Annotated in this window: 10 protein-coding genes and 1 pseudogene; 9 read left to right on the top strand and 2 right to left on the bottom strand. The window is 73.3% G+C overall.

Features of this window, described 5'->3' with window-relative positions; all coding sequences use genetic code 11:
* Positions 1–136: 136 nt before the first annotated feature.
* Both BCD48_RS31975 and manB read left to right on the top strand, forming a co-directional pair.
* Positions 137–1,051 (top strand): glycosyltransferase, encoded by a 915-nt coding sequence (locus BCD48_RS31975; protein WP_083419508.1) that lies wholly within the window; start codon positions 137–139, stop codon positions 1,049–1,051.
* Between the two features lie 308 nt (positions 1,052–1,359).
* Positions 1,360–2,421 carry a mannose-1-phosphate guanylyltransferase gene (gene manB / locus BCD48_RS31970; RefSeq protein ID WP_241842159.1) on the top strand — a complete coding sequence of 354 codons (1,062 nt, stop codon included), beginning with the start codon at positions 1,360–1,362 and terminating at the stop codon, positions 2,419–2,421.
* Positions 2,422–2,730: 309 nt separating this feature from the next.
* Here manB and BCD48_RS31965 read toward each other — a convergent pair whose 3' ends face one another.
* Positions 2,731–3,171 (bottom strand): nitroreductase family deazaflavin-dependent oxidoreductase, encoded by a 441-nt coding sequence (locus BCD48_RS31965; RefSeq protein WP_241842158.1) that lies wholly within the window; start codon positions 3,169–3,171, stop codon positions 2,731–2,733.
* Positions 3,172–3,438: 267 nt separating this feature from the next.
* On the opposite strand from BCD48_RS31965, the gene cofD reads away from it, so the two are divergent.
* The 3 genes from cofD to BCD48_RS31950 are packed head-to-tail and all read left to right on the top strand — an operon-like array spanning position 3,439 to position 6,549.
* On the top strand, positions 3,439–4,413 hold the full coding sequence (gene cofD, locus BCD48_RS31960; RefSeq protein WP_071052120.1) for a 2-phospho-L-lactate transferase: 975 nt from the start codon (positions 3,439–3,441) through the stop codon (positions 4,411–4,413).
* Positions 4,406–5,761 (top strand): coenzyme F420-0:L-glutamate ligase, encoded by a 1,356-nt coding sequence (locus tag BCD48_RS31955; protein ID WP_071052119.1) that lies wholly within the window; start codon positions 4,406–4,408, stop codon positions 5,759–5,761. Before cofD ends, BCD48_RS31955 begins: the two co-directional genes overlap by 8 nt.
* Before the next feature lie 26 nt (positions 5,762–5,787).
* A complete protein-coding gene (locus tag BCD48_RS31950) occupies positions 5,788–6,549 on the top strand; it encodes a thioredoxin-like domain-containing protein (protein ID WP_071052118.1) in 762 nt (253 codons plus the stop codon).
* A gap of 639 nt (positions 6,550–7,188) precedes the next feature.
* On the opposite strand, the gene BCD48_RS31945 is transcribed toward BCD48_RS31950, so the two are convergent.
* The gene (locus BCD48_RS31945) at positions 7,189–7,725 is read right to left on the bottom strand and encodes a TetR/AcrR family transcriptional regulator (RefSeq protein ID WP_071052117.1); all 537 of its coding nucleotides are present in this window, start codon (positions 7,723–7,725) and stop codon (positions 7,189–7,191) included.
* Positions 7,726–8,146: 421 nt separating this feature from the next.
* Here BCD48_RS31945 and BCD48_RS31940 point away from each other — a divergent pair, with 421 nt between their 5' ends.
* The 4 genes and pseudogenes from BCD48_RS31940 to BCD48_RS31925 all read left to right on the top strand — a co-directional run.
* Complete coding sequence (locus BCD48_RS31940; RefSeq protein ID WP_198543479.1) at positions 8,147–8,464, top strand: hypothetical protein; 318 nt, start codon at positions 8,147–8,149, stop codon at positions 8,462–8,464.
* A gap of 171 nt (positions 8,465–8,635) precedes the next feature.
* A complete protein-coding gene (locus tag BCD48_RS31935; RefSeq protein WP_241842157.1) occupies positions 8,636–11,479 on the top strand; it encodes a bifunctional FO biosynthesis protein CofGH in 2,844 nt (947 codons plus the stop codon).
* A 1,148-nt stretch (positions 11,480–12,627) separates the two neighbouring features.
* On the top strand, positions 12,628–12,843 hold the full coding sequence (locus BCD48_RS56920; RefSeq protein WP_198543480.1) for a WhiB family transcriptional regulator: 216 nt from the start codon (positions 12,628–12,630) through the stop codon (positions 12,841–12,843).
* A 234-nt stretch (positions 12,844–13,077) separates the two neighbouring features.
* Positions 13,078–13,462, top strand: a pseudogene (locus BCD48_RS31925) (hypothetical protein); the annotation flags it as partial.

Here is a 13,462-nt window from a genome sequence, read left to right as displayed (position 1 = left end):
GGTTGGGCCGCAGCGGAGGTCGCCGGAGCGCACGTGAGCGGAGGAGGACACGGCGCGGAGGTCCCTTGGGAGCGAAGCGAGTAAGGGGCCGTAGCGCCGTGCCCGCACGGAGCGAACCAGAAAAGAGGGCCTGTTGGTGAGTGCTGAGCCGGAGATCCGGGTCGTCGTCGTGACCTACCGGTCCGGTGAGGTCATTGGCGCCTTCCTGGACACGTTGGCCAAGGCGACGGCGCGTAGCTACGAGGTCGTCATCGTCGACAACTCGCCCGAGCTGGACGAGGCCACCGCCGCGGCCGCCCGGCGGCCCGAGGCGCGGCTGGTCCGGCCGGGTTGCAACCTCGGCTACGGCGCCGCCGCCAACCGTGGCGCGGCCGGCGCCCGCGGGGACTGGATCGTCGTCGCCAACGCGGACATCTCGTTCATCCCAGGCTCGTTGGACGAGCTGGTCGACGCCGCCGCCCGCTGGCCGCGCGGTGGCGCGTTCGGCCCGGGCATCGTCAACCCGGACGGCGCGCTCTATCCCTCCGCCCGTGACCTGCCCTCGCTCGGCCGCGGCGCCGGGCACGCGCTGTTCGGCTGGTTCTGGCCGACGAACCCGTGGACGGCCTCCTACCGGCGGGAACGCGGCGCGCCGAAGGAGATGACCACCGGCTGGCTGTCCGGCTCGGTCCAGCTGCTGCGCCGGGAGGCGTTCGAGGCGGTCGCCGGTTTCGACGAGTCGTACTTCATGTTCATGGAGGACGTCGACCTCGGCCGCCGGCTCGGGCTCGCCGACTGGAGCAGCGTCTACGTGCCCAGCGCGGTCGTCGAGCACCTGGGCGGGCACTCCACGACGCGCACGTCGCGCCGGATGGTCGTCGCCCACCACCGCAGCATGGTGCGCTACCTGTGCCGCCAGTACTCAGGGCCGGCGTACCTGCCGCTGCGGGTGCTGGTCACGCTGGGGCTGGGCGCTCGGCTCGCGCTCGCGCTGGCGTTCGCCAAGGACAGCGCCGGCGCCCGGGCCACCCGGTCCGCCGAAATGCTGGCTACCGGTACCCGCCCGCGCTGACACCCGGGTCGGGCCCCGCTCCGTGGGGTGGCGTGGAGGGCCCTTCGTGGTTTCTTGATGGATTGGTCAGTTCCTCTTGACCGGGTCTTCTCCAGGGCGGGCCCGGGTTCAGGTGATCTCCGTCTGGTGGTCCGAGCGTGGTCAGGGAGAGTCTTCAGGTGATGATGTTCCGGAGCGCGGGTTCGCACTGTGGGTGGTAAACCGCGTACGGCTGTGGGGTTTCGTTTTCAGGGCGATCGGGTCCACTTGGACGGGTGGCCTCATCTCCCTGCTCGGAGTCTGGAAAACTGGCGGCCATGGACGCAGTGATGCTGGTGGGGGGCAAGGGCACCCGGCTTCGGCCGTTGACGATGTCTGCCCCCAAGCCGATGCTTCCGGTCGCCGGGGTGCCCGTCACCGCGCACATGCTTGCCCGCGCGCGCGACGCCGGGATCGACCGTGTCGTGCTCGCCACGTCGTACAAGGCCGAGGTCTTCGAGGAGTACTTCGGCGACGGGTCGGCCCTCGGCCTCGAGTTGGCATATGTGACCGAGACCGAGCCGCTGGGCACCGGGGGCGCGATCCGCAACGTCGCCGGCTTCCTGCGCTGCGGCCCGGACGACCCGGTGGTCATCTTCAACGGTGACATCCTGTCCGGGCTCGACATCCAGGCGCTCATCGCCCGGCACACCGACAGCGGCGCCGCGGTCACCCTGCACCTCACCGAGGTCGAGGACCCGCGCGCGTTCGGCGTCGTGCCGACCGACGAGCACGGCCGGGTGACGGAGTTCCTGGAGAAGACCCTCGAGCCGCCGACCAATCTGATCAACGCCGGCTGCTACGTGTTCCGCCGCTCGGTGATCGACGACATCCCGGCTGGACGGCCAGTGTCGGTCGAACGGGAGACCTTCCCCGGCCTGCTGGCGGCCGGCGTGCCGATCGTGGCCTACCCGGACAGCACCTACTGGCTGGACCTGGGTACCCCGGCCGCCTTCGTCCGCGGCTCCCGCGACCTGGTACAGGGCCGGATCGCGTCCTCTGCCCTGCCCGGGCCGGTCGGCGAGGCGCTGGTGCTGGACGGGGCGACCGTCGCCGCCGACGCGAAGCTGTGCGGCGGCGCCACTATCGGCGCGGGCGCCGCGGTGGGCGGCGGGGCGACCGTGGACGGCGCTGTGCTCTTCGACGGCGCGGCCGTCGGCTGCGGCGCGGTGGTCCGCGACTCGGTGGTTGGCCGGGACGCGGTGATCTGCGACGGCGTCGTGCTGGATGATGTCGTCGTCGGCGACGGCGCCCGCATCGAGGCGGGCAACGAGTTGCGCGCCGGCGTGCGGGTCTTTCCCGGCAGCATCCTGCCGTCCGGCTGCGTCCGCTTCAGCTCCGACCAGAGCTAAGGGCATGCGGCGGGCGGCGCTGGACGCGCGCCCTGCCTGTCGGACTGCGTGGTGCCGGGTACAGGCGTATGGCCGTGGCTGACGTGGTGCCGGGCTGAGGACGTGGCTAGGTTGGCACTGCGCTTAATGCGCTGTCACTGGTGTGCGCAAGGCCGCGCTTGGAAGTCGCCAGCGGGACGTCCCTAATAGGGTCGGGCGGAAGACCTCCCTAGCGGGGGTCGAGCCGGAAGATGCGCAGGACGCGGCCGCGCTGAGGCGCTGTCACCGGTGTGCGCGGGGTCGCGCTTGGCGCTCGCCAGTGTGGCGTCTCTAGCGGGGGTCGAGGCGGAAGACGCGCAGGACGCGGCCGCCGTCGAGCGCGGGGTCGTTGATCTTCGCGTAGGCCGCGTAGCCGGGCCAGAAGGTCGTCAGCCTGGGCCAGATCTCGTCCCGCTCGGCACCGTCGACAAGACGGGCCCGCAGCTCGCGCCGCTTTGCCTTGTGCACCACGGCGACGTCCGGATGGGCCTGCAGGTTCGCCGTCCAGGCCGGGTGGCCCGACCGGCCGTAGTTGCTGCCGACCAGCCAGTAGCCGTCACCGTCGGGCATCGTCGCCAGCGGCGTGCGCCGCGGCTGGCCGGTGCGGGCACCGGTGTGCTCCAGCATCACCATGGGCAGCATCATCTGCCCGATCATCAGCCGTCCACCGCTGACCTTGTGCAGCGCCCGGTCGATCGGCGGCACGATCGACGGCCCGAACCGCTGAAACATCGGATGCAGTGAGAAACGCTGCGCAAGCCGCCCTGCCCGGGTTTCGGGCCCGATCTTCATAGCGCGAATAGTAACGAGTCGGGTCCGTCTGGCGACCGGCCAGCGGTCCGCCCCGCCAGTCGGCCTCGGGACAGGCACCACATGCGGGGTCGGGCTCGTCGCCGCTCGTGCTGGCAGGTCGCGATTCGATGATCGTCCGCTTGGAGACGACACGGCTCGGCGTACAGCGGCGGCTCCCGTTGTCGGCCGGTACTAGCCTTTCGAGACGTGAAGGTGACGGCTCTGGCTGGGGGCATCGGCGGCGCGCGGTTCCTGCGCGGGGTACAGGCGGCGCTCGCGGACGCGGATGTGACCGTCGTCGGCAACACCGGCGACGACATCATCCTGCATCGACTGAACATCAGCCCCGATCTCGACACGGTGATGTACACCCTGGGCGGGGGTATCTCCGCCGAACGGGGCTGGGGGCGCGAGGACGAGACCTTCACCGTGCGGGCCGAGCTCGCCGAGTACGGCGTCGGCCCCGCCTGGTTCGGCCTCGGCGACCGGGACCTCGCCACCCACCTGGTCCGCACCCAGATGCTCGCCGCCGGCTTCTCGCTCTCCGACGTCACCGCGGCGCTCTGCCAGCGCTGGCGGCCCGGCATCCGGCTGATTCCCATGAGCGACGACCGGGTGGAGACGCACGTCGTCATCTCCGACGAGGCGGGCCGGCGGGCCATCCACTTCCAGGAGTGGTGGCTGCGGCTGCGCGCCGAGGTGCCGGCCGAGGCGATCGTCTCGGTGGGGGCGGCGGACGCGAAGCCGGCACCCGGCGTGCTCGACGCGCTGGCCGAGGCGGACGTCGTGCTGCTGCCGCCGTCGAACCCCGTGGTCTCGATCGGCTCGATCCTGTCGGTGCCCGGCATCCGGGACGCGTTGAGGGAGACGGCGGCTCCGGTCGTCGGGGTGTCGCCCATCATCGGCGGAAGCCCCGTGCGCGGGATGGCGGACGCCTGCCTGCGCGCGATCGGCGTCGAGACGTCCGCCGAGGCCGTCGGCCGGCACTACGGAGCCCGCCGGGCCGGCGAGGGCGCCCCACCCGCCCGGGCCGACGGCCTGCTCGACGGCTGGCTGGTCGACACCGTCGACGCGGGCGTGACCGTGCCGGGGGTGCGGGTGACGGCGCACCCGCTGTTGATGAGCGACCTGGACGCGACGGTCGCGATCGTGCGCGCCGCGCTGGAGCTGGCCGGTGTCTGAGCACAGGAGCGCGCGCGCGGGCGCTGTGAACCCGGAGCGCGGCGAGCTGCGGATCATCCCGGTGCCGGGTATCGGCGAGATCCGCCCGGGTGACGACCTCGCGGCGGCGATCGCCACCGCCGCGGCCGCCGCCGGGATCGTCCTCGTCGACGGTGACGTGCTCGTCGTCACCTCGAAGATCGTGTCCAAGGCGGAGGGGCGGATCGTCCGGGTGACGGGTGACCGCGAGGCCGCCCGGCTCGCGGCCGTCGAGGCCGAGACTGTCCGCGACGTCGCCAGCCGCGGGCCGACCAGGATCGTCGAGACCAGCCACGGCTTCGTGCTGGCCGCGGCCGGTGTGGACGCATCCAACATCGCCAAGGACAGCCTTGCCCTGCTGCCGCTCGACGCCGACGAGAGCGCGCGGCGGCTGCGCGCCGGCCTCGCCGCTCGCCTCGGCGCCGAGGTGGCCGTCGTCGTGAGTGACACCGCCGGCCGGCCCTGGCGGCGTGGCGTGGTCGACCAGGCGATCGGGCTGGCCGGGATGGCGGCGCTGCGCAGCCACATCGGCGACGTCGACGGCTACGGCAACGAGCTCGGGATGACCGAGGTCGCCGAGGCCGACCAGCTCGCCGCGGCGGCGGAGCTGGTGAAGGGCAAGCTCACCGGCACCCCGGTCGCGCTGGTGCGCGGCTTCGCGGCCGTGCCGGACGACGGGCGGGGCGTGCGGTCGGTCGTCCGCCCGCCGGCCGAGGACCTGTTCCGGCTTGGCACCCTCGAGGCCCGGCGGGCGGCGCTGGCCGAGCGGCGCACCGTGCGGGCGTTCACGGATGCCCCGGTCGACCCGGCGGCGATCGAGCGGGCCGTGGCGGCGGCCGTGACGGCCCCGGCGCCGCACCACACCACGCCGTGGCGGTTCGTCGTCGTGACCGAGCGGCGGGCCGAGCTGCTCGCCGAGATGCGGGCCGCCTGGGCCGACGACCTGCGGCGGGACGGCTTCGACGAGGGGGCCGTCACCCGGCGGCTGCGGCGCGGGGACGTGCTCGCCGCCGCCCCGGTGCTGGTGGTGCCCCTGGTCACCGACGACGGCGCGCACGTCTACCCGGACGCTCGCCGGGCCGGGGCGGAGGAACGGATGTTCGCCGTCGCCGGTGGCGCCGGGGTGCAGAACTTCCTCGTGGCGCTGGCCACGGAGGGGCTCGGCTCGGCGTGGGTGTCGAGCACCCTGTTCTGCCCCGACGTGGTCCGCCGCGTGCTGGACCTGCCCGCGGGGTGGTCGCCGCTCGGCGCCGTGGCCGTCGGCCACCCGGCCGTGCGGGCGGCTCCCCGCCCGCCGCGCGACGCTGGAACCTTCCTCCTCCACCGCTGACATTTGACAGTTCGTAGGATTCGACCGTGGCTAAGAAGACCGCCGAGCGCAACGCCCGCCTTGAGGCGCTGCGCCGCGAGCAGAAGCGCAAGGAACGCCGGCGCGCCATCCTCATCTACGGCACGGCCGGCACCCTCGCGGTGGTGCTGCTTGCCGTGGTCCTCATCCTCACGATCTCGAGCAACCACAAGGCGGCGTCCACCCACAAGGTTGGCTACGTCGCCGCGCCCACAGCGGCGGCGACGGCCGCCAACTGCACGGGCGTGCTCAACCAGGCCCAGCAGGGCCAGACCCATGTGACCGCCGACCAGACCGTCGACTACAAGCAGACCCCGCCGTCATCGGGCAACCACGACGGCGACCCGTTGCCGGACGCGATCCGCTTCTACAACCCGGACTCGGGCATCCGCATCGAGCGGGCGGTACACAACCTGGAGCACGGCTTCGTGATCGGCTGGTACGACTCCAAGCTGCCGAGCGACCAGATCACCCAGCTGAAGAACGTCGCGGCCGCCGCTGGCAGCCGGTTCATCGCGGTCCCGTGGACCCGGTCGGACTTCGCCGACAACCGGCACTTCGTGCTCACCGCCTGGGACCGCACCCAGCGCTGCGGCACGGTCTCCTCGGACGCCGTCTTCGAGTTCGTGAAGAAGTACTCCAACCCGGATCTGGAGGGTGCCACCTGGGACTCGCCGACCGCGCCCGAGTCCGGCGCCTCCGGCGGCACGCTCGACGTCACCGAGAACGGCCCGCTCGTCATGAACGGTGGCGACACCACCACCCCGTAGGCGTCGCCGGCGATGGGCGGCACCTGTCCGTGACCTAGATTGCATCGTTGATCACCACCAGCAGCGCCCCGCGACCCAAGGTCGCGGGCGCTGTCGTTCTGGCGAGCAACGCGCGTTACCCGACCACAGATGGCGACGGCGCCTCAGCGCAGTGCCAACCCGGCCACGTCCTGGCGAGTAACGCGCGTTACCCAACCACAGATGGCGACGGCGCCTCAGCGCAGTGCCAACCCGGCCACGTCCTGGCGAGTAACGCGCGTTACCCGACCACAGATGGCGACGGCGCCTCAGCGCAGTGCCAACCCGGCCACCTCGTCGAGCGAGATCAGCCGGGCCACCGCCATATGCCAGGGCCCGGAACCACGTGGGGAGGACGCTCAGCGTCCGACAGGCAGGGCGCGCGTCCAGCGCCGCACGCCGCTCAGCGTCCGACAGGCAGGGCGCGCGTCCAGCGCCGCACGCCGCTCAGCGTCCGACAGGCAGGGCGCGCGTCCAGCGCCGCACGCCGCTCAGCGTCCGATGGCGGGGCGGCGCGTCCCGGACCTCCCAGATCACGACCTGCCGGATCGGCTTCGCCGATCCGGCAGGGACCCCGTCCGCAAGCTCCGCCGATCCGGCAGGAACCCCGGCCCGACCGCCTTAGGCGGCGAGTGCGGCGAGCAGGTAGCGGACGAGGGAGCTGGTCGGGCGGGTGGGCGCGGGGTTGGCGAGGCCGCCCTCGATCGTCGCGACGACGGCGTCGGCGGCGGTCTCCCGGTCCGGCGCCGGCACCAGATGGGTGACGGCGGCCAGCGCCAGTCCGTGCAGCCATTCGTGCAGCCGCTCGTGGTACTCCATCACCGGCGGCGCGTGCGGTGCCCGCTCGGCGACGCACGGGTGCAGGGTGCGGCGGCGCTCGACCGAGTCCAGCGCGGCGAACAGCCGGTCGGCCGGCTCGCCCGGAAGCTCGCCGACGCGGTCGATCTCCCCGTCGAGCAGCCGGTTGAGCACCGCCGCGAACGCGTGGTCCTTCGTGCGGAAGTACCAGTACACGGAGCCCGGCTCGATGCCGGCGGCACGCGCGATCTCCGCCACGGATGTTCCGGCGAAGCCACGGGCGAGGAACTGTTCCTCAGCGACGGCGAGGAGCGCATCTATCCGTTCCTCGCGCGGGACCTCCTGGCGGTTTCGTGGCACCCGATCAGGGTAACGACATGCGGCCTGGGCAGAGGCCGTATATGGAGGAGTGCCGCGTGCCTGTCCGTCCGGGCCTGCCTGAACAAACGTGGACGCTGGGGGTTGGCCGTGGGCGATGGCTGGCGGCTCGGCCGGATTGGGCCGGTTGGAGAGCTTTGCCATTGCCGTCACAACCTCTTGATTCTTCTCCGAGAGACCTGTGAGAGTGGAGCTGAATCCAACAGTCATGTCGGCGCGGCTCCACCGATCTCCACTGGAACTATCCAGGCCAGTGCCCGCCAGGGACCCCACCGATCCAGGCTGCTCCGTCGATCCGCCGCGGCGGGCCGACGGGTGCCCGGCACGGGCTCGGTGGGTGAGCAACAGCATCACGGCTCTTCGCGGCAGTGGGGCCGACGCCGGGTTCGCTGAAGGGATTGCCATGTCCGAGAGCCGTCACGCCAGGACCAGTAGCTCCAGCACCTCCAGCGCCGCCAACAGCGGCGCGAAGAGCCTCGACTCCCTGTCAGCATCCATGAACCGCGCCCTGGCCGGTGCCCGCGCCCCCCAGGTGGCCGCGGAGCGCCAGGAACAGATCCACCGCGACCTGTCCGACGCCAGTGGCCGGCGCGCCGCGGCCCGCAGCGCCGCCGTGGCCGCGAGACGGCGGACCAACTTCCTGCTCGGCACCCTCGACGGCCTGCGCCGCGGCGCGGGCGCGGGCGCGAGAGCCCGCGGCGCCGGCCGCGCGCCCGGCTAGCTCGACTGGCTCGGCTCCTCGTCGCCGCGCCGCCGGTCGTGGATCTTCCCGGATCAGCTTCGCCGCCCTGGATCCGGGGATGGCCGGGGCGCAGGGGGTGGTTGAAGGGCGTGAGCATGGGTTGCTCGCGTACCGGGTGGTCCGGTCCTGTTCTCTGGCGCGGGCGACGGTATGTGTTGCACAGTCCTGACCGCACCCGTCGCCCCGGCGGCGCCCGCCGGCCACCTGCCGGTGCCGGGCGCGGCCGACCCGGGCGGGCCGTTCGATCACCAGGTGGACGCATTGACCAGCACCGGTTCCTCACTCCGTACCGACGGCCAGCCGGCCCTCCACGCCGGCCCGCCGGAGCCACCGCCGTCCGCGTCCGCGCTGCGCCGGGCGCTGCGCCGGGCGCGGGACGGGGCGACGCTGGACGTCACGGAGGCGGCGGTGCTGCTGGCGGCCCGGGGGGACGACCTGCGTGATCTGGCCGCCTCCGCGGCCCGGGTCCGCGACGCCGGGCTCGCGTCGGCCGGCCGCCCGGGAGTGGTCACGTACTCACCGAAGGTGTTCATCCCGCTCACCCGGCTCTGCCGGGACCGATGCCACTACTGCACGTTCGCGACGGTCCCGCACCGGCTTCCCGCCGCCTACCTGGAAATCGAGGAGGTTCTCGAGATCGCGCGCGCCGGCGCGGCGGCCGGCTGCGCCGAGGCGTTGTTCACGCTGGGCGACCGGCCTGAGGACCGCTGGCCGGCGGCCAAGGAGTGGCTCGACGAGCGGGGCTACGACTCCACCCTGGCCTACCTGCGGGCCGCCGCGGTCGCGGTGCTGGAGGAGACCGGCCTGCTGCCGCACCTGAACCCGGGGGTGCTCAGCTGGGCCGAGCTCGCCCGGCTCAAGCCGGTCGCCCCGTCGATGGGGATGATGCTCGAGACGACCGCCCGCCGGCTGTTCACCGAGCAGGGTGGGCCGCACTTCGGCTCGCCGGACAAGGATCCGGACGTCCGGCTGCGCGTGCTGGAGGACGCCGGGCGCCTTGGCGTCCCGTTCACCACCGGCCTGCTGCTCGGCATCGGCGAGAACAGGACCGAGCGGGCCGAGACGATCTTCGCGCTGCGCCGCGTCTCCCGGGCCTACGGCTCGATCCAGGAGGTGATCGTCCAGAACTTCCGGGCCAAGGACGACACCGCGATGCGCGGCGACCCGGACGTGGGCGCCGAGGAGCTCGCCGCCGCGGTGGCCGTCACCCGGCTGGTGCTCGGCCCCGGCGCACGGGTGCAGGCCCCGCCGAACCTGGTCGACGCGGACGAGTGCGCGCTGCTGATCTCCGCCGGCATCGACGACTGGGGCGGGGTCTCGCCGGTCACCCCGGATCACGTCAACCCCGAGCGCCCGTGGCCGGCGCTCGACGTCCTGCGTGCGGCCACCGGGGCGGCCGGCTTCGAGTTGCGCCCCAGGCTGACCGTGTACCCGCCGTACCAGTCCGAGCCCTGGCTCGACCCGCGGCTGACCGCGCATGTCGGGGCGCTCGCGGGGCCGGACGGGCTGCTCGCGCCGGGAGCCGCGCCCGTCGGCCTGCCCTGGCAGGAGCCGGACGGCGGCTTCGCCGACAGCAGCGGGCGGGCCGACCTGCACGCGACGATCGACACCACCGGCCGGGAAGCCGACCGGCGGGCGGACTTCGACAGCGTCTATGGCGACTGGGCCACGCTTCGCGCCCAGGTCAGCGCCGCCGGCACGGGCGCGGACGGGGTCATCGGCACCGGCTCGCGCGCCGCCGCGGCGAACGGCGGGGGCGCGGCGTCGCCGGAGGTGCCCGCCGAGGCGGGGGCTCCCGCCGGTCTGGGAAGGCCGGCCCTTCCGACACCCCGGCGCGGTGACCGGGAGGTGCTCGCGGCGCTGCGGCACGCCGCCGCCGACCCGGCCGGGATCTCGGACACGGAGGCGCTGGCGCTGTTCGGCGCGGCCGGGCCGGAGCTGGACGCGCTGTGCGCGCTCGCCGACGACCTGCGCCGCGACACCGTCGGCGACGACGTCACCTACGTCATCAACCGCAACATCAACTTCACCAACGTCTGCTACACAGGCTGCCGGTTCTGCGCGTTCGCCCAGCGCCGCGACGACGCCGACGCCTACACGCTGTCGTTCGCCGAGGTCGGCACGCGCGCCACCGAGGCCTGGGAGATCGGCGCCACCGAGGTGTGCGTGCAGGGCGGCATCCACCCCGACCTGCCGGGGACGGCCTACTTCGACCTCGCGCGCGAGATCAAGCGGGCCGCGCCGGGGATGCACCTACACGCGTTCTCGCCGATGGAGGTGATGAACGGCGTCAGCAGGACCGGCCTGTCGGTGGCCGACTGGCTGACCGCGGCCAAGGAGGCCGGCCTCGACACTATTCCCGGTACGGCGGCCGAGATCCTCGACGACGAGGTCCGCTGGGTGCTGACCAAGGGCAAGCTGCCCACCTCCGCCTGGGTGGAGGTGGTGACGACGGCGCACCGGGTCGGGCTGCGCTCGTCGGCGACGATGATGTACGGCCACGTCGACTCTCCGGCGCACTGGGTGGCGCACCTGCGGCTGCTGCGCTCGATCCAGGAGGACACCGGCGGGTTCACCGAGTTCGTCGCGCTGCCGTTCGTCCACCACAGCGCGCCCATCTACCTGGCCGGTGTCGCCCGGCCGGGGCCGACCGCGCAGGAGAACCGGGCCGTGCACGCGATGGCCAGGATCCTGCTGCACGGCGCGATCTCCAACATCCAGTGCTCGTGGGTGAAGCTTGGCACCGAGGGCTGCCGGGCCGTGCTCGCCGGCGGCGTCAACGACATCGGCGGCACGTTGATGGAGGAGACGATCAGCCGGATGGCCGGCTCCCAGCACGGCTCCCGGCGCTCCATCGAGGAGCTCGAGGAGGTCGCGGCGTTGGCCGGCCGCCCGGCGCGGCAGCGGACCACCACCTATGGGGAGGTCCCGCGGGAGCGTTTGGACACGGCCAGGGCGGAGCCCCACCGCACCGCCCTCCCCCTCGTCTTCTGAGGCCGAGGTCCCGAGACCACCCCCCACGCGGCGCCCGACGGTCGCCGATGGGCGGGCGCTTCGCGCCCGCCCATCGGCGACCCACTGGAGTCACTACATCCCGTAACTGGCTGCTGGCTGCGCCGTGTGGTTGCAAGGTGGTCCGGGAGGGTACGCGCCTGTTGTCCCCTGGTGTGCGGGGTCCGGTTCCGCAGCGTATGTGGGGGACTACGGCTCGACGATAGCCGGGCGATCCTGAGTGGGTCGCTACTGCTGCGCGTAACGGGGTGCCTCAATGAGGGGACCCTCCGTCACGGCGCCCAGTGACTGTGAGCTATGGTCAGGTCGCTGGTTGTAGAAGATGTTGCGCCGGTAGGGTTGACGCAAGTCGACTCCGGCACGTGTAATTACCGGCGTGTCATTCCCCCCGCCGACGGGGCCGTTTTGGTAATGGCGATTCTGTCGGTGTGGACACCAGTTACCTGCGCGCCGGCGCCCGGGGGGTGACCGACCGCACCGCGACGGGTCTGGAGGGGTCCCTGATGGAACACACCGACGCGGGTGTCCGCGCGACGCCGCCTGTGGGCCTGCGGACGCGCGCCGACGAGCACGCGCCCGGCCGGGTCTTCGCCGATGTCACACGTCCCGTCGACCACCTGGCGGGTAGCCACGACGTCGCGGTCGGGCCGCCCACGCCGCCGCTCGCGCAGCGGCCCAGCGTCCCCGGCATGCCGCGCCCGCCGGTGCCCAGGGCACCCGCGGACTCGCACGCCCGCGCTGAGCTGCGCGTGCCCGCTACTCTGGCGGCCTGCACCGGCCGGGTCGCGCCCGAGCCCCTGGACATCCCGCGTGCGCCGGGCGGCGTACCTCAGCCCGCCGCCGCGGCTGGCCTCGCCCATGCCGCCCCCCAGCGCGCGGACGAGGCCGCCGTGCCCAGAGCCGCGTCCGGGGCGGCCGACGCCCTCGACGCGGACGACGAGAACGTGGACGACGGGGACGACGTGGACGACGACGCCGACATCGAGGACGACGAGGACGGCGGCGACGAGCTGGTCGCGGCGGGGGTGCCGGTTGATGGCCAGGGCCATCACCCGTTCGCCGGCGACGCCGGCCGTCCACCGCTCGCCGAGGTGATCGACATCGGGCTGGGTGACCTGCTCGGTGAGGTCATGGAGTGGCAGGAACGCGCGCTGTGCGCCCAGACCGACCCGGAGGCGTTCTTCCCGGAGAAGGGCGGCTCGACGAGGGAGGCCAAGCGCATCTGCTCCGGCTGCGAGGTCCGCGCCGAGTGCCTGGAGTACGCACTCGCCAAAGATGAGCGGTTCGGCATCTGGGGCGGCATGTCCGAGCGCGAACGGCGCAAGCAGCGCCGCCGGGCCGTATAGCGCGGCCGCGGGCGCCCGGTGGAGACCGCGGTGGGCCAGACGGGCTCAACCGAACCTCCGCCGGGCGCGGCCAGCGAGGGCGATTCGTCGCCATCGCACCGAACCGCACGTACGGGTGGCTTGGAACCGTCGACCGGTTTGGGCGATATGACAAGCGCAGGTGTCCGGGCCGGCTCGGAGGGCTTGGGGGAGCTTTCCGGAGGCCCGGGCACATCGCCGGTCGTCGTGGCGGTCGTGACGTTGCCCGCCTCCTCCAGAGGACGCGGCGTCGCCATTCCCGCGCAGGGCGGGCCGTCCCAGGAACCCGTCCCGGCCGCCGCGCTCGCGGCGGTCGCCGGCCAGGTCCGCCCGGTGGACCGGGTCGTCCCTGTCCCGGTCGCCGGTCCCTCGCCCGCCGGCGCGATCGATCGAGCGCTGCGCCAGGGCGGTGCGGCACCACCAGACGGCGGGTTCGTCTGGCTGCTCGACGGGTCCACCCGACCCGAGCCCGACGCGCTCGACCGCCTGCTCGCCTGCGCGGCGCTCGACCCGGGGGCCGCGGTGCTTGGCCCGGTCGGCGTGACCGTGGACCGGGCGGGGCGGCGCCGACCCGCGCCGGGCGACGCGCTCGCGGTCCGCG

Source organism: Pseudofrankia coriaricola, assembly GCF_001854805.1.
GTDB lineage: Bacteria > Actinomycetota > Actinomycetes > Frankiales > Frankiaceae > Pseudofrankia.
Note: the sequence above shows the minus strand (reverse complement) of the source record. Positions and strands in the feature narration are given on the sequence as shown.